This window comes from Pseudomonas sp. CFBP2511 (assembly GCF_030209255.1).
In the GTDB taxonomy this organism is placed as follows: Bacteria; Pseudomonadota; Gammaproteobacteria; order Pseudomonadales; family Pseudomonadaceae; genus Aquipseudomonas; species Aquipseudomonas avellanae.
Genome location: NZ_JARVSI010000010.1, coordinates 276,409 through 297,090, shown reverse-complemented (window position 1 = coordinate 297,090; position 20,682 = coordinate 276,409). Strand labels below are relative to the sequence as shown.

Below are 20,682 nucleotides of genomic sequence, written 5' to 3'. Positions count from 1 at the left end.
AGGCAATTAATAACGAATTACTGGGCTGACTTGACCGCGGTAGCAAGCTTCTTGGCTGTCTCTGCCGGGTCGGCTTTCGGGTCATTGATGTAGTTGGTGACCACATCAAAGAAAGCGCCCTGCACGGCCAGCGTGGTTGCCATGTTGTGCGCCATGCTCGGCTGCAGGCCGCCGGTTTTTGAGTCGGCCAGGAAGTCCTTGGCAGCGGTTTGCGCGCAAGAGTCGAAACCGTACTTGTTCATGTCGGCAAGCATGTCCTGGCGAACCGGGATCGAACCCTTGTTGATGCTGAAGACTTTCTGGAAGTCCTCACCCATCGCAACTTTGGCCAGGTCCTGCTGAGCAGCAGTGGTGCCTTTGTCTTTCTGCTTGAACACCGCCAGCGAGTCGATGTTATAGGTGAAGGACTTGTCGGTGCCCGGGAAGGCTACGCACTGGTAATCCTTGCCCGCGACTTTCTTGGCGGCGGTCCATTCGCTCTTGGCCCAGTCACCCATGATCTGCATGCCGGCCTTGCCGTTGATGACCTTGGCCGCTTCCAGGTTCCAGTCCTGGCCCTTGCCGTCAGCATCCATATAGGTAGCGACTTTCTTCAGTTCGGTCAGCGACTTGACCATGCCTTCACCGGTCAGCGCGCCCTTGTCGAGGTCGACCAGCGCCTTCTTGTAGCCATCGGCACCCATGACTGAAAGCACAACGGCTTCAAACACGGTGCTGTCCTGCCAAGGCTGACCGCCGTGCGCCAGTGGAATGAAACCGGCTTTTTTCAGCTTGTCGCCCGCTGCATAGAATTCTTCAAGGGTGGTCGGTGCCTTGTCGATACCGGCTTTCTTGAAGACTTCCGGGTTGATCCACAGCCAGTTGACACGGTGGATGTTCACCGGCACGGCCACGTAATCGCCATCGTACTTCACGGTATCGGAGACTTTCTTGTCCAGCAGGGAGTCCCACTTTTCGGCCTTGGCGACGTCTTTCAGCGCGTCAGTGTCGAGCAGGCCTGTGGATGCCCATTCCTGGATATCAGGCCCTTTGATCTGGGCAACGCCTGGCGGGTTACCAGCAACTGCACGGCTCTTGAGCACGGTCATGGCTGTGGAGCCACCGCCGCCAGCGATTGCGCCGTCTTTCCAGACGAAGCCGTCTTTTTCAACCTGCGCTTTCAAAACATCGACTGCAGCTTTTTCGCCACCAGACGTCCACCAGTGCACGACTTCGACAGTGCCTTTGGTTTCAGCAGCGGTAGCGCTCAGAGGGAACAACGAAGCGAGAGAGATGACAACGGCGAGACGTGACATGGAATTCATCTAATTAACCTTTCTTGTTGTTATGCATGAGCAAGTCTGATGCTTGCGCTTCGTGCGAGTCTAACCAAGCCAGACGACACGACAGTAACGAAGGGATGCGCGAATGTCACCGGATGGTTACATTCGCATAGAGCCCCGACGCAACGGGCCAAAAGCCACTAACGTGCAGAATCACTCCACGGTCCTCGGCAGGTATAACGTCACCCGCAACCCGCCGTCACGCAGGTTCTGCAGACTGACTTCGCCGCCGTGGCTGTGGGCAATGTTGCGGGCGATGCCTAGCCCCAATCCATAACCCTGCTGCTGATTACCCGCCAGCCGAAAATGCGGCTCGAAGACGTGCTCGAGGCGTTGTTCCGGTACGCCGGGGCCTTCGTCATCCACGTGCAGCACGAAAGCCTGGGCATCATCTTCGACTTTAAGATGCGCCCGATGGCCGTATTTGAGGGCATTGTCGATCAGGTTACCGATGCAGCGCATCAGCGCCAGCGGCTTGCCGGGATAGGCCGCCTGCGCCTCGCCCTGCTGCGTGACACGCCCGTCTCCATCGGCAGTCAGCCAAGGCTCGACCAGGCATTCAAGTAGCGCATTGAGATCCACCGGCTCGATGTTTTCATGAATATCGGTGTCTTTGACGCATTGCAGCGCGCCTTTCACCAGCAACTCCAGCTCGTCCAGATCGCGGCTGAATTTGCGCTGCTGTTGCTCATCTTCGAGCAATTCGACCCGCAGCCGCAGGCGGGTAATGGGTGTGCGCAGATCATGGGAAATGGCACTGAACAGCTGCCCGCGTTCGGTCAGGTAGCGACTGATCCGGGTGCGCATGGCGTTGAACGCCCGGCTGACCTCGACGACTTCACTGCCGCCGCCCTCGACCACAGGCTCCACATCCGCACCCAGCGACATGTCCCGCGCTGCCCGCGCCAGACGCTTGAGCGGGCGGCTCTGCCAGTGCACCAGCAAGCCGATGAACAACAACAGAAACGCGCTGGTCAGGACAATGAACGACACCTGTTGCAGGGGCAGTTCCTGTTCTTCCAGCGATGTATAGGGTTCGGGCAGCAAAGAGGCGATGTAAAACCACTCGCCGGGGGCCATTTCGATCTGCGTGACCAGCACCGGCGGGTTCACCGGCTCAAGCGTCAGCGCGTAATGCGCCCAGGAACGCGGCAGCTCGTCGAGCTTCAGGCCGCTGTTGAAAATTCGCAGCTCTTCGGGGCGGGCAAACCACACGGTGATGTCCGGGCCGCTGCCCAGGCGCTGGCGCAACACTTCGCCGACCACGTCCAGCACTGCCTGTTTGCGCGGCGTGGGCTGCATGATCTGCATGTCCAGCGGGTGATCATTGAGCGAGACGACAAAACGCGTGCCGCCCATGCTGCGCAGTTGATCCAGCACCATTGGCCGGTAGGCCAGCGGCAGTGAACGAAAATAACTGACGCTGGCGGCCATCGAGTAAGCCAGGCTGCGCGCACTGGTGACCAGCCCTTCCATTTGCGTGGCGCGCAACTGCGACAGCCAGATCACGCTGGACAGCGCCTGGGCCATCAGCACCGCCAGCAACGTCAACAGCAGCATGCGCCCGAGCAGCGAGCGCGGTAGCGGCAGGCCGGTTCTTCTCGGGCCTGCGGCAGGCGGATTAATAACCGTTGCTCGCGTGCGAATTAACACTCGCCGCCAGCAGGTAACCACTGCCACGAATGGTGCGGATCAGGCGCGGCGACTTGCCGGTGTCGCGCAAACGCTGGCGCAGGCGGCTGACCGCCATGTCGACGATACGCTCCAGCGGCATCAGCTCCCGGCCACGGGTGGCGTTGCCGATGGTGTCGCGGTCGAGAATCTGTTGGGGGTTGTCGAGAAACAGCTTGAGCAGTGCAAAGTCGGCACCGGAAAGAATCACCTCTTCGCCGTCATTGTGAAACAGCCGGTGACTGACCATATCCAGCCGCCATTCATCGAACAGAAGCACATCGCCACCCGGACGATCCTGACCAAACTGGGCGCGCCTCAACAACGCCTTGATACGCGCTTGCAGCTCACGCGGGCTGAACGGTTTGCCCAGATAATCGTCGGCACCCAACTCCAGGCCGATGACCCGGTCGGCCTCGTCCGAACTGGCGGTCAGCATGATGATCGGCACGTGCGGCTGGCGCGGATGCTGGCGCACCCATTTGCACAGGCTGAAACCGTCTTCATCCGGCAGCATCACGTCAAGGATCAGCAAATCACTGGGTTCTTCGTTGAAGGCGCGGCGAAATTGCGCGCCATCGCCCACCGTGCGCACCTGAAAACCGGCACGACTCAGGTAGGTGTCCAGCAACTCGCGAATCTCCTGATCGTCATCCACCAGCAGGATCGATTTACTGACTGAACTCAAGATAAGGCGTCCTTGTTTGACCGTGAAACCTTGTTGTTATGAGGTGTTGCTCAGATTTGCGAACCGAACGCCTGTTGCAGCGCAACGCCTGAACCCATAAGCCCTGGGTACTCGGCGGTGACCAGCCAGACCGGCAGGTTCTTGAAGTAACCGCTCATCACGCCCTTCTCGCTCATGGCGCGCTTGAAGCCGCTGTTCATGAAGAATTCTGTGAAACGTGGCACCACGCCACCCACGATGTAGACCCCGCCCAGACTGCCCAGGGTCAGAACGTTGTTGCCGACCACTCTGCCGAGGAACACGCAGAACTGTTCAAGCACCGCCGCCGCGACCGGATCGCCTGCCAGCGCAGCCGACGTGATCGCAGCAGGCGACTTGAGCTCTGCGTCCATGCCGTCCAGCGCGCAACTGACCTGATACAGCAACAACAGGCCCGCACCACTGAGCACCACTTCGGCGCTGACATGTTCGTGCTCGGCCATCAGCCGCGTCCACAGCAGGGCCTCGCGCGCCGTGCCGATTGGCAGGTCGGCATGCCCGCCCTCGCCCGGCAAGGCCATCCAGCGGCTGTCTTCCAGTTTGATCAGCGTGCCGATGCCCAGCCCGGTGCCCGGCCCGACCACCACGCGCGGGCGATCCGGCTTGCCGACGCCATGACAGACCGTCAGGTATTCATCGTCCTTGAGCCGGGTCATGCCCAGCGCCATGGCGGTGAAGTCGTTGATCAGCAGCAGGTGATCGACTTTCAGGTCGGCGCAGAACGCCTCACGGCTCAGTTGCCAGTGGCTGTTGGTGAACTGAAACAGATCGCCATCGACCGGCCCGGCGACCGCCAGGCACACATAGCCAATGTCACCGCGCTGCAATTCAAGGTCCTGCAGATAGACTTCGATGGCCTTTTCGGGGCCTGCGTAGTCAATGGTCGGGAACACCCGGACAGAATGCAGCGTGTCGTCTTCCCAAATGGCAAAACGTGCATTGGTACCGCCTATATCACCGACCAGGGCCAACTTCACTTGAGCGTCTCCAGACTAGAGGTAAAGGCGCTGGCGCCTTGCTCTGCGGAGCTGAAGGCCATGCGCATGAATCCAAAAAGCTCGCGACCGCAGCCGACACTGTTGTCGATCTGGTTGATGGCCGGTTCTCGGGCGGCCAATTCTGACGCTTCGACCAGCACTTGTAACGTGCCTTTTACGCCATCCACGCGGATCACATCGCCGTCGCGTACAAGTGCCAACGGGCCACCATCGAACGCTTCCGGGCAGACGTGAATCGCCGCCGGAATCTTGCCTGAGGCACCCGACATCCGTCCATCGGTGACCAGCGCCACTTTGAAACCACGATCCTGCAGCACGCCCAGAAACGGGGTCATCTTGTGCAGTTCGGGCATGCCGTTGCAGCGCGGGCCCTGAAAACGCATGACGGCGACGAAATCACATTCCAGCTCGCCGGCCTTGAACGCATCGGCCAGCTCCTTCTGATCCTGAAACACTCGGGCTGGCGCTTCGACAATCTGATGCTCCAGCGCAACGGCCGATACTTTCATGACACCGCGACCCAGGTTGCCTTCCATGACCCGCAAACCGCCTTCAGGCGAGAACGGACGCGCCACCGGGCGCAGGATGTTTTCATCCAGGCTGTCGAGCGGGCCTTCACGCCAGACCAGTTTGCCATCTTCCAGAAACGGCTCCTGGGTGTAGCGGCTCAGGCCGTAACCGGCCACGGTGTTAACGTTTTCGTGCAGCAGACCGGCTGCCAGCAGCTCGCGAATCAGGAACGACATGCCGCCTGCGGCCTGGAAATGGTTGATGTCGGCCTTGCCGTTGGGGTAGACGTGACTGAGGGTCGGCACCACTTCGGAGAGGTCGGCCATGTCCTGCCAGGTCAGCTGGATACCCGCAGCCTGAGCAATCGCCGGCATGTGCAGCGTGTGGTTGGTCGAGCCGCCGGTGGCGTGCAGCGCAACAATGGAATTGACCAGCGAGCGCTCGTCGACGATTTCACCAATCGGCATGAAACTGCCGCTTTGCATGGTCAGACGCGTGACCTGACGAGCCGCTTCAGCTGTCAGCGCATCACGCAGTGGTGTGTAGGGATTGACGAAGGAGGCACCGGGAAGGTGCATGCCCATGACTTCCATCACCAACTGATTGGTGTTGGCGGTGCCGTAGAACGTGCAGGTTCCCGGGCCGTGATAGGACTTCATTTCCGAGTCCAGCAGCTCTTCACGGCTGGCCTTGCCTTCAGCGTAACGCTGCCGTACGTCGGCTTTTTCCTTGTTGGAGATACCTGACACCATCGGCCCGCCCGGCACGAAGATGGTCGGCAGATGACCGAAACGCAACGCCCCCATCATCAGGCCGGGGACGATCTTGTCGCAGATACCCAGCATCATGGCGGCGTCGAACATATTGTGTGACAAGGCAATTGCTGTGGACATGGCAATCACTTCGCGGCTGGCAATGGCCAGTTCCATGCCCGGCTCACCCTGGGTCACGCCATCGCACATGGCAGGCACGCCGCCGGCAAACTGACCGACCGAACCAATGTCACGTAACGCCTGTTTGATCTGTGCAGGAAAGTGCTCGTAGGGCTGATGCGCCGAGAGCATTTCATTGTAGGAAGAGACGATTGCCACGTTGGCGGCGTTCATCAAACGCAGGCTTTGCTTGTCCTCCGGTCCGCAGGCGGCGACGCCGTGAGCAAAGTTGGCACATTGAAGCTTGCCGCGCATCGGGCCATCGCTCGCTGCGCCGCGAATCAATTGAAGGTAGCGCTGACGGGTATCGCGACTGCGAGCAATGAGCCGCTCGGTTACTTCAAGGACGCGGGGATGCATGTGATGAACTCCAGGCTAACGTCTAAGGTCACCCGTAAAGACGGTTCCGGTTTTCGAGCAGTGACGGTCAGGGAGCAGAACCCTGATCTCGATCAACCGGGAGGGCCTTTCAGGCTTGTAGTTGTAGATAAAACAAAATATTGCCACTAAAAAGGCTTGTTTTCTATTTCTATGAGAATAATCTTGTAATTCCAACAACAAATTCAGAAGGACGGCTGTATGACTCTCCGTATCGCAATCAACGGTTTTGGCCGAATCGGCCGCAACGTCCTACGTGCACTGTATACCCAAGGCTACCGGCAGGACCTGCAGGTCGTCGCCATCAACGATCTTGGCGACAGCGAAATGAACGCGCACCTGCTGCGTTTCGACACTGTACACGGCCCATTCAGCGGCACCGTGGAGTGTGACAAGGAAAGCCTGACCGTCAATGGTGACCGTATTTCGGTCAGCGCCATTCGCAACCCGGCCGAACTGCCGTGGAAAGCGCAGGACATCGACGTGGTATTCGAATGCACCGGCCTGTTCACCAGCCGCGACAAGGCTGCCGCGCACCTGACCGCCGGCGCCCGCAAGGTGATTATCTCAGCACCGGCCAGCGGTGCCGATGCCACCATCGTCTATGGCGTCAACCACGACACGCTGCGCCAGTCGCACCAGATCATCTCCAGCGCATCGTGCACCACCAACTGCCTGGCCCCGGTCGCCCAAGTGCTGCACCGTGAACTGGGTATCGAAAGCGGCCTGATGACCACCATTCATGCCTACACCAACGACCAGAACCTGATCGACGTCTATCACACCGACCCGTACCGCGCGCGCTCGGCCACCCAGTCGATGATCCCGAGCAAGACCGGCGCTGCCGAAGCGGTGGGCCTGGTTCTGCCGGAACTGGCGGGCAAGCTCACGGGGATGGCTGTTCGCGTGCCGGTGATCAACGTTTCGCTGGTCGACCTGACCGTCACCCTGAAGCGTGAAACCACGGCCGAAGAAGTCAACGCGCTGATGAAAGAAGCCAGCCAGCACTCCAAGGTCCTGGGTTACAACACCCTGCCGCTGGTTTCCCACGACTTCAATCACAACCCGCTGTCGTCGATTTTCGACGCCAATCACACCAAAGTGAGCGGCAAGTTGCTGAAAGTGCTCTCGTGGTACGACAACGAATGGGCGTTCTCCAACCGTATGCTCGACAACTGCCTGGCGCTGCATAACGCCGAGTAAATTCAGCGTCGTAGTGGAACGCCCCATACACGGCGCACAGAAATTTTTTTACAGATGCAGGCTTGACCCGACCAGAAGATGAGAAGCATTATCATTTGCTTGAATCTCCGGTCGGGCCTCTCTGTGTCGCAGTCGCATTTCAACGATGTCTTTCTGGCCCAGCGCGCCGTGCTGTTACGCACATTGCAACGCATGGTCGGCAACCCCAGCACCGCAGAAGACCTGCTGCACGAAACCTGGCTGCGAGTCAGCCGTGCGCTGACCGAGCACCCGGTCGACCATCTCGAACCCTTCGTTTTTCAGACCGCGCGCAACCTTGCGCTGGACCATCTGCGTGCGCGACGTATTCATGCCCGCACCCTCGTCGAAGACGTCTCGCCGGGCCAATTGGAACGCGTTGTCGCGCAACTCGGCAAACCTGAAGATGCCGCCCACGCCAAGCGTCTGCTCGAAAGCCTGAGCGCCAGCCTGAGCACATTGAGCCCGCGTCAACAAAAGATTTTCACCCTCAGCCGCCTCAACGGCTGCAGCTATCTGGAAATCGCCGAGCAGTTGCAAGTTTCGGCCAGTACGGTGCAAAAGGAATTGAAACTGATCATGGCGATCTGCATCGGCGTGGTGTCAAGGCTTGACCCGCCCTGAACCCTGCCGCAGGCTGGCAAGCCGCCATAATCTTATCGATACAGTTTCAGGATTGCCGAGGACCACCGTGAGCCCTAAAAACGAACGCCCGCGCGCGATTGCCCGAGAGGTATTGAGCGACCGCGCGATGGATCAGGCCCTGAGCTGGCTGATCGAACTCGAGGGCGCCGACGATGTGCAACTGGCCCGTTTTCAGGAATGGCTGAATGCCGATCCCGAACACGCTCGCGCGTATCACAAGGCCTGCGCGGCGTGGAACTCGCAGCCCGTCCGGCAGGCTGCCGCCGACATCGCACAGCCATTGACACCCACTTCGCGGCGGCACATCCGCACTTACTGGAAACCGCTGGCTACCGCTGCCGTGCTGTTGCTGGGGATTTTCAGCTTCAGCAACCTGCCGTTGCGCCTGCAAGCCGATCATCTGACGGTGGTGGGTGAACGCCAACGCCTGCAGCTGGCGGATGGCTCGAAGGTGCTGCTCAACACCAATTCGGCTTTTTCCAGCAAGATCGACGAACAACAGCGCTCGGCCCGTCTACTGCAAGGCGAGGCCTTTTTCGATGTCGCGCCCAGAACGGGTCTGCCACTGGAAATCGAAGCCGGCCCGGTGCGCATGAGTGCCAACAGCACCGAGTTTTCCGTGCGTTATCTGGACGGCGTCGCACAGGTTCAGGTGCAGCGCGGGGCCGTTGATGTACGCGCCACCCGCGGCGGCTCCAGCGTCAGCCTGGGTGCTGGCGACAGTGTTCGCGTCGGGCCGGGCGGCTTCGGCCACCGAGAAAGGCTTGATCCGGCACGCGATCTGGCCTGGGTTCAGGGTCGACTGGTGTTCGACAATTGCCCGCTGAGCGAGGTGCTGGCCGAACTGCGTCGCTATTATCCCGGCTGGATAATCAGCACCAACGCGCAACTGGACCGTGTTGCAGTGACCGGGAACTACCGCCTGGACAACCCGCTGGACGTGGTGCGCTCACTGGCGCAGATCACGTCGGCAAGCCTGCACGAGATGCCGGCGCTGCTGATTCTCAACTGAGAAAAGTTTTTTTACTCGATAGCTGTTTCCCGTTCGTCTAGTTATAGCCAATGCAACTGATTCTCATCTCGAAACAGTTTGCAAACACTATTACGAGCAACACCCCAGGGAGCGCTACCGATGTCATCCACGTTCACGCCTGCCGTGCAAAACCGCGCACGACTCAGACTTTCGCTGCTGACCGTCGCGGTACTGGGCGCCAGCCTGCAGGCGATTCCTGCCCACGCCGCCGCCGAAACCAACCGGTCCGTGCGCCCTGCAGGCACTTACAGCTTCTCGATCGGTCCGCAATCGCTGGTGTCGGCGCTCAATGAATTCAGCCGCATCACCGGCTGGCAGGTGGGCGTGTCATCGGATTTCGCGCAAAACGTCACCTCCCCGGGTGCCCGCGGCAACCTGAGCCCTGCCCAGGCGCTGGACGCCCTGCTGGCCGGCAGCTCGCTGAGCTATCGCAACCTGGGCAACAACAACGTGGTGCTCGAAAAACGCGCCGCGGGCGTGATGGCTCTTGATCAGATCACCGTCAGCGCCACGCGTCAGGCTCAGGAAGTGGTGACAGTGCCGAGTACCGTCAGCGTGCATTCGCGTGAACAGCTGGATCGCAACAACGTCAATACCATCCGTGACCTGGTGCGCTACGAGCCGGGTGTTTCGGTCGGCGGTGCTGGCCAGCGCGCAGGCACGACCGGCTATAACATTCGCGGCATCGACGGCAACCGCATCATGACTCAGGTAGACGGCGTTGAAGTTCCCGACAGTTTCTTCACCGGGCCTTATGCGCAAACCCACCGCAACTATGTCGACCCGGAGATCGTCAAGCGCGTCGAAATCCTCCGCGGCCCTGCCTCGGCGCTGTACGGCAGCAGCGCCATTGGCGGCGTGGTCAGTTATTACACACTGGACCCGGATGACATCATCAAGCCCGGCAAGGATGTCGGCGCGCGCCTCAAGACCGGTTACAGCTCGGCAGACGAAAGCTGGCTGAACTCGGCCACCGTCGCAGGTCGTCAGGGCGAGTTCGACGGCTTGCTGCACGTGAGCCAGCGCAATGGTCACGAAACCGAATCCTATGGTGAAACAGGTGGCACAGGCCTGAGCCGTACCGAAGCCAACCCCGAGGATGCGCGCAGCACCAACGTGCTGGCCAAGCTGGGCTGGAACTACGCCGACGGCTCGCGGCTGGCGCTGGCTTACGAAAAGTACAAGGACGACCGCAACACCAATCTGAAAAGCGCAGTGGGCGGGCCGTTCACCAATGGCAGCGGGCTGGGCATGTATCAGTCGCGCGAAAGTAACGACACCATCAGCCGCGAGCGTTTTGGTATAGAAAACAGCTTTGCCCTCGACAGCCTGCTGGCGGACAACCTCAAATGGAGCCTCAATTACCAGACCGCCAAGACCGACCAGAGCTCTCAGGAACGTTACTTCCCGTTTTCCCGCGACGTGTATCGCCAGCGTGAAACGCAGTACCAGGAAAAACAGTGGATCTTCGATGCGCAGCTGGATAAAGCATTCTCCATTGCCAGCACCGACCATGTGCTGACCTACGGCACCACCCTCAAGCAACAGAAAGTCACCGGGCTGCGCAGCGGCAGCGGGACCTGCGCACGGGTGTTCGGCACCTGCCGCGTGGTCGGCGCAGACAGCCCGAGCGACCGACTGGCCGCGACCAGTGACTTCCCCGACCCGACCATCACCAGCTATGCACTGTTCGCGCAGGATCAGATCAGCTGGAAAGACTGGACCTTTATGCCCGGCGTACGCTACGACCACACCCGGCTCGACCCGAAGTTCACGCCAGAATTTCTCAGGTCGGTCAGCCTCACCGACCCAAGTCAGGCCAACGACGAAACGCGGACATGGCACCGCCTGTCGCCCAAGTTCGGCGTGACCTACGCGTTCAGCGACGCCTACACCTGGTACGGCCAGTACGCCGAAGGTTTCCGCACCCCATCAGCCAAGGCCCTTTATGGCCGCTTCGAAAACCCGACCGCCGGATACGTGGTAGAGCCCAATCCGAATCTGGAGCCGGAAACCAGCAAGAGTTATGAAACCGGACTACGCGGCCGCTTTGAATCCGGCTCGTTCGACATCGCGGTGTTCCATAACAAGTACCGCGACTTCATCAACGAGGACGCCATCACCCCCGGCTACAGCGAGCTGACGTTCCAGTCCAGCAACATCAAGCACGCCACCATGAAAGGCGCTGAAGTCAAAGGGCGCATCAATCTCGACAGCCTCGGTGCGCCGAACGGCCTGTACAGCCAGGCATCCGTTGCCTATGTGCATGGCCGCAACAACGATACGGGCGAGCCGATCAACAGCGTAAACCCCCTGACCGGCGTCATCGGCCTGGGGTATGAGCAGCAAGACTATGGCAGCCAGCTGAGCTGGACGCTGGTCAAACGCAAGACCCGCGTGGATGACAGCAGTTTCCACAGCCCGGACGGCACTTCCAGCCAGTTCAAGACCCCGGGCTTCGGCATTCTCGACCTGACCGGCTATTACAAGGTCAGCGACGACGTGACCGTCAATGCCGGCCTCTACAACCTGACCGACAAGAAGTACTGGCGCTGGGACGATGTGCGCGGCTACGACGGCGTGGGCGAAGCCGGTGTGACCGCACCGGCCAACCTGGATCGCCTGACCCAGCCGGGGCGCAATTTCAGCGTCAATGTGGTGTGGGATATCTGACACGGCGCGTGACCCAAAGCCCGCCGTCGAACCTGTGCGGCAGGCTTTTTTACGCGTTTGGGCGTGGCTATTCGTCTATTCAGTAAGCCCTTTTTTCAACATGCCTCCTATTTCAGCAAGGAAGACTTCGATGACGCTTGATCAGAACCGACCGACCCTGCGTTCGCAACGACTGAATCAGATCACCCACGCGCCGCATGAACAACTCGACAAGGCAGTCAAAGCCTATGCGCCGTTCGAGACGCTGGCCGGTTATGCACGTTTTGTGGTCGCCCAATACCTGTTTCAGAGTGAACTGCAAGGCCTGTACAACGAGCCTGCGTTGCAGGCAATCATCAGCGATCTGCCCGCACGCTGCCGTGCCGAACAGGCCAAAGCCGACCTTGCCGACCTGAACATGGACACCCCTTTACCGGTGGCTGGCGCAGTCAGAAGCCCCGGCACTGCGGAGGCGCTGGGCTGGCTGTTCGTCTCCGAAGGCTCCAAGCTGGGTGCCGCTTTTCTGATCAAGCGCGCCGAAGCACTGCAACTGAGCGACCGTTTTGGCGCACGGCATCTGGGCGAGCCCGCCGGGGGCCGGGCGGCGGGATGGAAAGCCTTTGTGAATACGCTGAATGAACTGCCTTTGACCGCCGCACAGGAAGCGCAACTGGATCAAGGCGCCATCGCAGCATTCGAGCGTTTCAACGTGCTGCTGCAGCACGCCTATGCCGATGCACCGGTCACGGAAATGGTACAGGCATGAAAAAGCGCCCGGTGCTGTTAAGCTGGCCGGGCTTTCCGAACCTGCCTGTAGAGACCATGACGTACAAACCACCCGGCTCAAGACTCTCACGCCTTCTATACGGCATCCTTGCCTATGTCGCTCTTGGCATAGGCATTATTGCGATCTTCATTCCCGGTTTGCCGACCACCGAATTCATCCTGCTGGCGGCCTGGGCTGCGACGCGCAGTTCGCCAAGACTGAACGCCTGGCTGGAAAACCACCGCGTGTTCGGCCCGATCCTGTACAACTGGCGTAACGGCCGGCTGGTTGCCCGCAAGGCCAAGATCAGCGCCACCATCAGCATGCTGGTGTGTGCCGTGGTGATGCTCAGCCTGATCGGCCATGCATGGTGGCTTTACCTGGCGCTCACGGGCATGGCGATGGGCAACCTGTGGATATGGTCAAGACCGGAGCCGGCTAAAAAAGCAGATTGAAGAGCAAGGCGTACGCGGCAACAAGACCCTTGCGCATCAGGCTGAACCGCGCAGGCACAGCCAGTGTCTGATCGATCACACTCATCGTTTGATGGAGCACCTCCATGTACGAGCCAGGCCATCTGCACATCACCCACGTGGCGCTGCAACCCTCGGAAGTCAGCTATGACATCCACTTGCGCTACGAAGTGAACGAAGACCCGAAAGAAGGCACCAGCATGCATTTCACCATGCAGGGCCAGATCAACGACAAAACGTTTGAAGAGCAATTCCAGTTGACGCGCGACCTGGCGTTCAACTTCGCCCACGACGCGAGCCGCATCGCCATCAGGCACGGCCTGCCCAACTCGGCCTCGTTGCCCATCGCCCAGCACAAGGACTACGACCGGATATTCGCGGACATTCGTGACAAGCTCCACGCCAAACCAGGCGACCCGGTGAAGCCTGAGCATCTGGAATAGGGCTGGGGCTTCAAGCTTCAAGCTTCAAGCTTCAAGCTTCAAGCCGAGATGGTCGTGCACACGCTCTGGGTCGCAAGAGGACGCAGAGCGTCCAAAACGGCATAACGACGCGGAGCGTCGCACGATGTTGGCGTTCCTCACGTTCCACAGCGTGGGAATGCAGTTCTGGACGCTCCGTGTCCGGTCTTGAATGTGCGTCGCGACGTATGGGTAAGCGTGTCATCGTACACACGCTCACTGCCGAATTTCACCAAACCCTTCACCACAAGGCATACTTGCCGGCCTCTGTGTCGCGAACCGTCAATGCCCCATGCGTATCCACGTCAGCTTCATCGACCGCGTTGGTATCACCCAGGAAGTGCTGGCCATCCTGGGTGGGCGCAATCTGAATCTGGATGCCGTGGAGATGGTGCCGCCCAATGTCTACATTGATGCGCCGACCCTAAGCCATCAGATGCTCGAAGAACTCAAGGATGCCCTGTTTCGGGTGCGTGGCGTAGAAGCCATTACGGTGGTCGATATCCTCCCCGGCCAGCGTCGCCATCTGCAACTGGATGCGCTGCTGGCGGCAATGACCGACCCGGTACTGGCACTGGACAGCGCAGGGCATGTGCTGCTGGCCAATCCTGCGCTAATAGCCCTGATCGGCCGTGAACCTGCAGGCGAACCCATCGCTGAACTGTTCGCCGACCCCGGCCTGCAGGCCGCGCTGCTGGAAAACGGTTTTCGTCTGCCGCTGCGCGAAATCACCCTCAACGGTGAGGCGCTATTGCTCGATGCCACACCGATCACCGAAGCGGGCGCGCTGATTACCCTGTACCTGCCCAGCCGCATCGGCGAAAGGCTGTCGGCGCTGCACCACGATCACGCCGAGGGTTTCGATGCACTGCTGGGCGATTCAGCCGCCATCCGCACGCTCAAGGCGCGCGCGCAACGGGTGGCGGTGCTGGACGCACCGCTGTTGATTCAGGGCGAGACCGGCACCGGTAAAGAGCTGGTCGCGCGCGCCTGTCATGCCAGCAGCGCGCGCCACGGCGAACCGTTTTTGGCCTTGAACTGCGCCGCGCTGCCGGAAAACCTGGCCGAAAGCGAACTGTTTGGTTACGCCCCCGGTGCCTTTACCGGTGCGCAGCGCGGCGGCAAGCCGGGGCTGATGGAGCTGGCCAACCAGGGCACGGTGTTTCTCGATGAGATCGGCGAAATGTCACCCTACCTACAGGCCAAACTGTTACGTTTTCTCAACGATGGCAGCTTCCGCCGCGTTGGCGGGGACCGCGAAGTCAGGGTCAATGTGCGTATTCTCAGCGCCACTCACCGTGACCTGGAAAAAATGGTCAGCGAAGGCACCTTCCGCGAAGACCTTTTCTATCGCCTCAACGTCCTCAACCTGGATGTACCGCCGCTGCGCGAGCGTGGTCAGGACATCCTGCTGCTGGCCCGTTACTTCATGGAGCAGGCCTGCGCACAGATTCAGCGGCCGGTCTGCAGGTTGGCCCACGGCACCTACCCTGCCCTGCTGGGCAACCGCTGGCCGGGCAATGTACGGCAGTTGCAGAACGTCATCTTCCGCGCTGCCGCGATCTGTGAAAACACTCAAGTGGATATAGGCGATCTGGACATTGCAGGCACTGCCGTCGCACGTCAGAACGACAGCGCGATCGACAGCCTAGAAAATGCCGTCGAAACATTTGAAAAGGATTTACTGGAAAAACTCTACGCAGACTATCCGTCCACACGCCAGTTAGCTGCACGCCTGCACACCTCGCACACCGCCATTGCGCACCGCTTGCGAAAGTATGGAATACCCGGCAAGCGCTAGTGGATTGAAACCGGCGGTCAAAATATATTTTAAAAGGTTAATTTAATAACCAATTAGCCGATAACGTTCTGGTATGGTCCACAAACCTCTTATCACTCATTTGAATGGGTGTCCGTAAGTGTGCGTTACGGCCGTTACGGCAGACAGCGTCACGTAATACCGGGAAGTCCAATGCCAAACCCGCCAGTCGACCATCCCACCACCGAGACGCAATCACGCGCCGAGAAAATCGTCGAGTCTCGTCGGCAGAAAACGTTGCTCAAGACCGGTGCCCTCCAGGACGCCATTTTCAACAGCGCCTATTTTTCCAGCATCGCTACGGATGAACACGGCGTTATCCAGATTTTCAACGTCGGTGCCGAACGCATGCTCGGGTATCACTCGGAAGACGTGGTCGACAAGATCACCCCGGCAGATATTTCCGACCCGGCCGAGCTGATCATCCGTGCAGCGGCGTTGAGCCATGAGCTGAATACGCCCATCACGCCAGGCTTTGAAGCCTTGGTGTTCAAGGCCTCGCGCGGCATCGAAGATATCTACGAACTGACCTACATCCGCAAGGATGGCAGCCGCCTGTCGGCGATGGTGTCGGTGACTTCGTTGCGTGACAGTGCCGAAACCATCATCGGTTACCTGCTGATTGGCACTGACAACACTGCACGCAAGCAAGAGGAAGAAACCCAGGCGTTGCTGGACCAGCGGCTGCGGGATCAGCAGTTCTATACCCGCTCGCTGATCGAGTCGAACATCGATGCGCTAATGATGACCGACCCGCAAGGCATCATCTCCGACGTCAACAAACAGATGATGGCACTGACCGGGCGAACCCGCGACGAACTGATCGGTGCGCCCTGCAAGAACTTCTTCACTGACCCTGCGAGTGCCGACGCCGCGATCAAGCGGGTGCTCAGTGAGCACAAGGTCAGCGACTACGAGCTTACCGTGCGCGCCTACGATGGCACCGAAACCGTGGTTTCCTACAACGCGGCAACTTTTCATGATCGCGACCGCAAGCTCAAGGGCGTGTTCGCCGCGGCCAGGGATGTGACCGAGCGCAAACGTTTCGAGCGCACGCTGGAAGAGAAGAACATCGAGCTGGAACACGCCAGCCACATGAAGTCCGAGTTTCTCGCCACCATGTCCCACGAGCTGCGCACCCCGCTCAATGCCGTCATCGGCTTTTCGGAGGCGCTCAAAGACGGCATGGTCGGTGACATGACCGACGCCCAGCGCCGGTACATCGGTGACATTTTCAACAGCGGCCAGCACCTGCTGTCGTTGATCAATGACATCCTCGACCTGTCCAAGGTCGAAGCCGGAATGATGCTGCTGGAGCTTGAGGCCGTCGATCTGGACGAGTTGCTGAGCAACAGCCTGCTGATCGTCCGCGAGCAGGCCGCACTGCAACGCATCCAGTTGAAGCTGGAAACCGAGGCCGACTTCGGCGTGCTTGAACTGGATAGGCGCAAGACCAAGCAGATTGTCTACAACCTGCTGGCCAATGCGGTGAAGTTCAGCGAACCCGGCGGCTGGGTAACCCTCGCAGTGCGTCAGGTGTCGCGTGCACAGGTGGGCATTCTGGATGGCGACTGGCCAGTACACAGCTTCTCGCTGCCCCCCAGTGACTATGAGCATTTTCTGCAAGTGAGTGTCAGCGACACCGGAATCGGCATCGCGCAAAGCGATATGAACAAGCTGTTCAAGGCGTTCAGCCAGATCGACAGCAGCCTGGCGCGTAAATTCGAGGGCACCGGGCTGGGGCTGGCGATGGTCAAGCAGCTGACTGAACTGCACGGCGGCTGCGTGGCGGTCGCCAGCGTCAAGGACCTGGGCGCACGCTTTGTGGTCTGGCTGCCCATTCGCACCCCGGCAACCGAGGAGGCGCAATGGCCCAAATCCTGATTATCGAAGACAACGCCGCCAACATGCGCCTGGCCGAATTGCTGCTCAACAGCGCAGGTTACGGCGTGCTCTGCGCATCAGATGCGGAAACAGGCCTGAAAATGGCCCGCGAGCGCCAGCCCGACCTGATTCTGATGGACATCCAGTTGCCAAAAATGGATGGCCTGAGCGCGACGTCGCTGCTCAAGAACGATGCACAAACCGCCGCAATACCGGTCGTCGCGCTCACCGCTATGGCCATGAAAGAAGACGAAGAAAAAATCCGGCGCGCAGGCTGTAACGCCTACATCATCAAGCCCCTGCGCTATCAGGAGCTGTACCGGGTCATCGACACCCTGTTGGAAAACAGTCCGCCTCAACGGCCAATCAACTGAGCATTCGTCATGACCCAGCCTGCCGCAACCATCCTGATTGTCGATGATGATGTCCATGTCCGGGACCTGCTTGAAGTCCTATTGCAAAATCAGGGTTACGAGACGCTGACTGCGGAGTCTGGCGAACAGGCGCTGGCCATGGTCGATGCGCGGGCACCGGACCTTATTCTGCTGGACATCATGATGCCGGGCATGGACGGCTACGAAGTCGCCAGCGTGCTCAAGGCCGGAAAAGGCACCGCCAACATTCCGATCATCATGCTCTCGGCGCTTGATGAGCAGGGTGCGCGCTTGTCCGGGCTGGAGGCCGGTGCCGAGGAGTACCTCAGCAAACCGGTGGAAAGCGCCGAACTGTGGCTGCGCGTGCGCAACCTGCTGCGCCTCAAGGCATTTGGCGATTACCTGAAAAGCCACAGCATGATCCTCGAAGACCAATTGCAGCAACGCACCATCGACCTGGAGCGCTTTCGCACGGTGATGGATGCTTCCGAAGACGCGATCTTCCTGATCAACCGCAACACCATGAGTCTGATCGAATTCAACCGCAGGGCCTGCCAGTTGCTGGGCTACACCGCTGAAGAACTGGCGCACAAGACCCCCGCCGAGCTGGGCGAGACATCGATGGAAAATCTGGAAGTGGTGTATGACCAGATCATTGCCGGCAAAGGCCCCAGCGAACCCCTCGAAACCCAGATTCGCGACAAGAGCGGGCGGGACGTCGAAGTCGAAATTCATCGCCAGGCGTATCAGACCGGCGAGGACTGGGTCATTGTCGGCATCGTGCGTGACATCACCCAGCGCAAGGAAAGCGATCAGCGCCTGCTGACCATGGCCCATTACGACACACTGACCGGCCTGCCCAACCGTGACCTGTTTTTCACCAGCCTGCAGATGGGCCTGACTCAGGCAGCGGTCAGCCGCTGGAAACTGGCGACATTGACGGTCAACCTCGACGGTTTCAAGAACATCAACGAAACCTGGGGCCATGTGCTCGGCGACCAGGTGCTGCTGGAAGTCAGCCATCGCCTGTCGGAATGCATCAATGCCAGCGACACCCTCGGCCGCGTGGACGGTGATCAGTTTGCATTGATTCTGATGATCCGCGTAGGCCTGCCCGATACCCGCCAGACACTGGAGCGCATTCGCAAAGCCTTGCGGGTGCCTTTTATGGTCGAAGGTCAAAGCATCGTCATGACCGCCAGTATCGGCATCGCTCTTTACCCTGAAGACGGCGAAGACGCACGCGAGCTGGTCAGGCATGCGTACACCGCGATGAACAGTGCGAAAAAGATCGGCCCGGACACGTATCGGTTTTATACCGCACAAATGAACGCAGACGTTTCGGCGCGCCTGGACCTCGAAGCCGCCTTGCGCGACGCGGTGGAAAAACAAGCGTTCGAGATCGTCTACCAGCCCAAGCTGAGCCTCGTCACCGGCCGGATATGCGGGCTGGAAGCCTTGCTGCGCTGGCCGCGCCCAGGCCAGCAAGGCGTATCGCCTGCGGTGTTCGTTCCGGTGCTGGAAAGCCTGGGTCTGATCGGCGAAGTCGGCAACTGGGTCGTCGATCGCGTCTGCGCCCAGATTGCGCACTGGCAACGCACGGGGCTGGGGCTGTTTCAGGTGGCGGTCAACGTCTCTGGCCAGCAGATTTCCAACAGCAGCCTGGTCGCCGACATCCGCCAGGCGCTGACCAATCATCGGGTCGCCCCCCAGTGGCTGGAGGTCGAACTGACCGAAAGCTCATTGATGGAAAACACTTCTCACACCATCGCGACCCTGGAAACCCTGAAGGCCAACGGGGTCAGTATTTCCATCGACGATTTCGGCACTGGCTATTCAAGTCTGGCGTACCTGCGCCGATTCCCTATCGACAAGCTTAAAATCGACATCGCCTTCATTCGCGAAGTGACCAGCAACCCACAAGACGCGGCGATTGCCCGAGCAATCATCGAACTGGCACACAGCCTGGGCCTGAAAGTCATAGCCGAAGGCGTGGAAACGCCTGAGCAACTGGCGTTTTTGCGGGACAATCAATGCGATCAGATTCAGGGTTACCTGATCAGCAAGCCGCTGCCGCTGGCAGAGCTTGAAACATTTTTAAGCACGCCAGAGCGACAGTTCGGGTAAAGGTCTCAACAGGCTGGTCGGTGATTTTGCCGACCAGGCACCTCACGCGCGAAACGAAATCGTTCCACCGTAACGATTACATTACAGCCTGCGTCATCCCGCTCGTTTCAAGGCCTTGATCAAGCAAGCATTTTCCAGCGCCCATCGACCGTAGCGATTTCGCTACAGCTCAAATCACTAAAACTCTCGATTTCAAACCTAAGTCCATGATTTAAAACAATAAATAAAAGATGGCCGTAAAATTGCTAAGTCAAACCCATCGTGTTTTGCGCCCTGCGCGCACCCCATCATCCGAGGAGTTTGTATGAGCGAGTTGCGATTCACCGTTGACCACGAGTGGCTACGTGCCGAAGCAGACGGCAGTGTCACGGTCGGCATCACGCCTTACGCCCAGGAATCGCTGGGTGACGTGGTCTTTGTGCAACTCCCGGAATTACAGGCCTACGCTCAACACGCCGAAGTGTCAGTGGTTGAATCGGTCAAAGCCGCCAGCAGCATCAACATGCCACTGGACGGCGAAGTGGTCGAGGTCAACGCTGTGCTCGATGCCACCCCGGAACGGGTCAACGAAGACGCCCTCGGCGCCGGCTGGTTCTTTCGTTTCATTCCGCAAGACGCCGATGCCATTCACGGCCTGCTGGATCAGGACGCCTACGACCGTCTGATCAAAGCCAACGCCCAAGCCTGAG

17 protein-coding genes are annotated in these 20,682 nt (G+C 59.6%); 12 read left to right on the top strand and 5 right to left on the bottom strand.

What is annotated here, in order from left to right:
- Positions 1–17: 17 nt before the first annotated feature.
- The 5 genes from QRN38_RS09895 to edd all read right to left on the bottom strand — a co-directional run bounded on the left by QRN38_RS09895 (position 18) and on the right by edd (position 6,520).
- Complete coding sequence (locus QRN38_RS09895) at positions 18–1,304, bottom strand: ABC transporter substrate-binding protein (RefSeq protein ID WP_005736422.1); 1,287 nt, start codon at positions 1,302–1,304, stop codon at positions 18–20.
- 171 nt (positions 1,305–1,475) lie between these two features.
- Positions 1,476–2,882, bottom strand: coding sequence for an ATP-binding protein (locus tag QRN38_RS09890; RefSeq protein ID WP_010201840.1), 1,407 nt, complete (start codon positions 2,880–2,882; stop codon positions 1,476–1,478).
- A gap of 61 nt (positions 2,883–2,943) precedes the next feature.
- Positions 2,944–3,681: a response regulator gene (locus tag QRN38_RS09885; RefSeq protein ID WP_005764051.1), complete on the bottom strand. Its 738-nt coding sequence runs from the start codon at positions 3,679–3,681 to the stop codon at positions 2,944–2,946.
- Positions 3,682–3,731: 50 nt separating this feature from the next.
- Positions 3,732–4,697 (bottom strand): glucokinase, encoded by a 966-nt coding sequence (locus QRN38_RS09880; protein ID WP_007244897.1) that lies wholly within the window; start codon positions 4,695–4,697, stop codon positions 3,732–3,734.
- A complete protein-coding gene (gene edd / locus QRN38_RS09875; RefSeq protein ID WP_057418518.1) occupies positions 4,694–6,520 on the bottom strand; it encodes a phosphogluconate dehydratase in 1,827 nt (608 codons plus the stop codon). The genes QRN38_RS09880 and edd overlap by 4 nt, the downstream gene beginning before the upstream one ends.
- A 219-nt stretch (positions 6,521–6,739) precedes the next feature.
- On the opposite strand from edd, the gene gap reads away from it, so the two are divergent.
- The 12 genes from gap to gcvH all read left to right on the top strand — a co-directional run bounded on the left by gap (position 6,740) and on the right by gcvH (position 20,681).
- Positions 6,740–7,741: a type I glyceraldehyde-3-phosphate dehydrogenase gene (gene gap / locus QRN38_RS09870; protein WP_003375919.1), complete on the top strand. Its 1,002-nt coding sequence runs from the start codon at positions 6,740–6,742 to the stop codon at positions 7,739–7,741.
- A 123-nt stretch (positions 7,742–7,864) separates the two neighbouring features.
- On the top strand, positions 7,865–8,383 hold the full coding sequence (locus QRN38_RS09865; RefSeq protein ID WP_024668461.1) for an RNA polymerase sigma factor: 519 nt from the start codon (positions 7,865–7,867) through the stop codon (positions 8,381–8,383).
- A gap of 67 nt (positions 8,384–8,450) precedes the next feature.
- On the top strand, positions 8,451–9,416 hold the full coding sequence (locus QRN38_RS09860) for a FecR family protein (RefSeq protein ID WP_044390983.1): 966 nt from the start codon (positions 8,451–8,453) through the stop codon (positions 9,414–9,416).
- A gap of 120 nt (positions 9,417–9,536) precedes the next feature.
- Positions 9,537–12,110: a TonB-dependent receptor gene (locus QRN38_RS09855; RefSeq protein ID WP_057418517.1), complete on the top strand. Its 2,574-nt coding sequence runs from the start codon at positions 9,537–9,539 to the stop codon at positions 12,108–12,110.
- A gap of 130 nt (positions 12,111–12,240) precedes the next feature.
- Positions 12,241–12,855: a biliverdin-producing heme oxygenase gene (locus QRN38_RS09850; RefSeq protein ID WP_010201830.1), complete on the top strand. Its 615-nt coding sequence runs from the start codon at positions 12,241–12,243 to the stop codon at positions 12,853–12,855.
- Positions 12,852–13,310: a YbaN family protein gene (locus QRN38_RS09845; RefSeq protein WP_003375928.1), complete on the top strand. Its 459-nt coding sequence runs from the start codon at positions 12,852–12,854 to the stop codon at positions 13,308–13,310. Before QRN38_RS09850 ends, QRN38_RS09845 begins: the two co-directional genes overlap by 4 nt.
- Positions 13,311–13,414: 104 nt before the next feature.
- On the top strand, positions 13,415–13,771 hold the full coding sequence (locus QRN38_RS09840; protein ID WP_007244903.1) for a DUF5064 family protein: 357 nt from the start codon (positions 13,415–13,417) through the stop codon (positions 13,769–13,771).
- Between the two features lie 310 nt (positions 13,772–14,081).
- Positions 14,082–15,590, top strand: coding sequence for a transcriptional regulator GcsR (gene gcsR, locus QRN38_RS09835; RefSeq protein WP_007244904.1), 1,509 nt, complete (start codon positions 14,082–14,084; stop codon positions 15,588–15,590).
- Between the two features lie 171 nt (positions 15,591–15,761).
- Positions 15,762–17,492, top strand: a complete 1,731-nt coding sequence (locus QRN38_RS09830) for a PAS domain-containing sensor histidine kinase (RefSeq protein ID WP_005764071.1) — start codon at positions 15,762–15,764, stop codon at positions 17,490–17,492.
- Positions 17,477–17,866, top strand: coding sequence for a response regulator (locus QRN38_RS09825; RefSeq protein WP_005615457.1), 390 nt, complete (start codon positions 17,477–17,479; stop codon positions 17,864–17,866). Before QRN38_RS09830 ends, QRN38_RS09825 begins: the two co-directional genes overlap by 16 nt.
- Positions 17,867–17,875: 9 nt before the next feature.
- Positions 17,876–19,993, top strand: coding sequence for a putative bifunctional diguanylate cyclase/phosphodiesterase (locus tag QRN38_RS09820; RefSeq protein WP_057418843.1), 2,118 nt, complete (start codon positions 17,876–17,878; stop codon positions 19,991–19,993).
- Between the two features lie 304 nt (positions 19,994–20,297).
- Complete coding sequence (gcvH, locus tag QRN38_RS09815; protein ID WP_007244906.1) at positions 20,298–20,681, top strand: glycine cleavage system protein GcvH; 384 nt, start codon at positions 20,298–20,300, stop codon at positions 20,679–20,681.
- Position 20,682: the final 1 nt, after the last annotated feature.

Excerpts from the sequence above, each read along its gene's own strand:
- QRN38_RS09895 (WP_005736422.1), bottom strand. The coding sequence starts at position 1,304 with ATGAATTCCATGTCACGTCTCGCCGTTGTCATCTCTCTCGCTTCGTTG.
- QRN38_RS09890 (WP_010201840.1), bottom strand. The coding sequence starts at position 2,882 with ATGCTGCTGTTGACGTTGCTGGCGGTGCTGATGGCCCAGGCGCTGTCC.
- edd (WP_057418518.1), bottom strand. The coding sequence starts at position 6,520 with ATGCATCCCCGCGTCCTTGAAGTAACCGAGCGGCTCATTGCTCGCAGT.
- gap (WP_003375919.1), top strand. The coding sequence starts at position 6,740 with ATGACTCTCCGTATCGCAATCAACGGTTTTGGCCGAATCGGCCGCAAC.
- QRN38_RS09855 (WP_057418517.1), top strand. The coding sequence starts at position 9,537 with ATGTCATCCACGTTCACGCCTGCCGTGCAAAACCGCGCACGACTCAGA.
- QRN38_RS09850 (WP_010201830.1), top strand. The coding sequence starts at position 12,241 with ATGACGCTTGATCAGAACCGACCGACCCTGCGTTCGCAACGACTGAAT.
- QRN38_RS09845 (WP_003375928.1), top strand. The coding sequence starts at position 12,852 with ATGAAAAAGCGCCCGGTGCTGTTAAGCTGGCCGGGCTTTCCGAACCTG.
- QRN38_RS09840 (WP_007244903.1), top strand. The coding sequence starts at position 13,415 with ATGTACGAGCCAGGCCATCTGCACATCACCCACGTGGCGCTGCAACCC.
- gcsR (WP_007244904.1), top strand. The coding sequence starts at position 14,082 with ATGCGTATCCACGTCAGCTTCATCGACCGCGTTGGTATCACCCAGGAA.
- QRN38_RS09830 (WP_005764071.1), top strand. The coding sequence starts at position 15,762 with ATGCCAAACCCGCCAGTCGACCATCCCACCACCGAGACGCAATCACGC.
- QRN38_RS09825 (WP_005615457.1), top strand. The coding sequence starts at position 17,477 with ATGGCCCAAATCCTGATTATCGAAGACAACGCCGCCAACATGCGCCTG.
- QRN38_RS09820 (WP_057418843.1), top strand. The coding sequence starts at position 17,876 with ATGACCCAGCCTGCCGCAACCATCCTGATTGTCGATGATGATGTCCAT.
- gcvH (WP_007244906.1), top strand. The coding sequence starts at position 20,298 with ATGAGCGAGTTGCGATTCACCGTTGACCACGAGTGGCTACGTGCCGAA.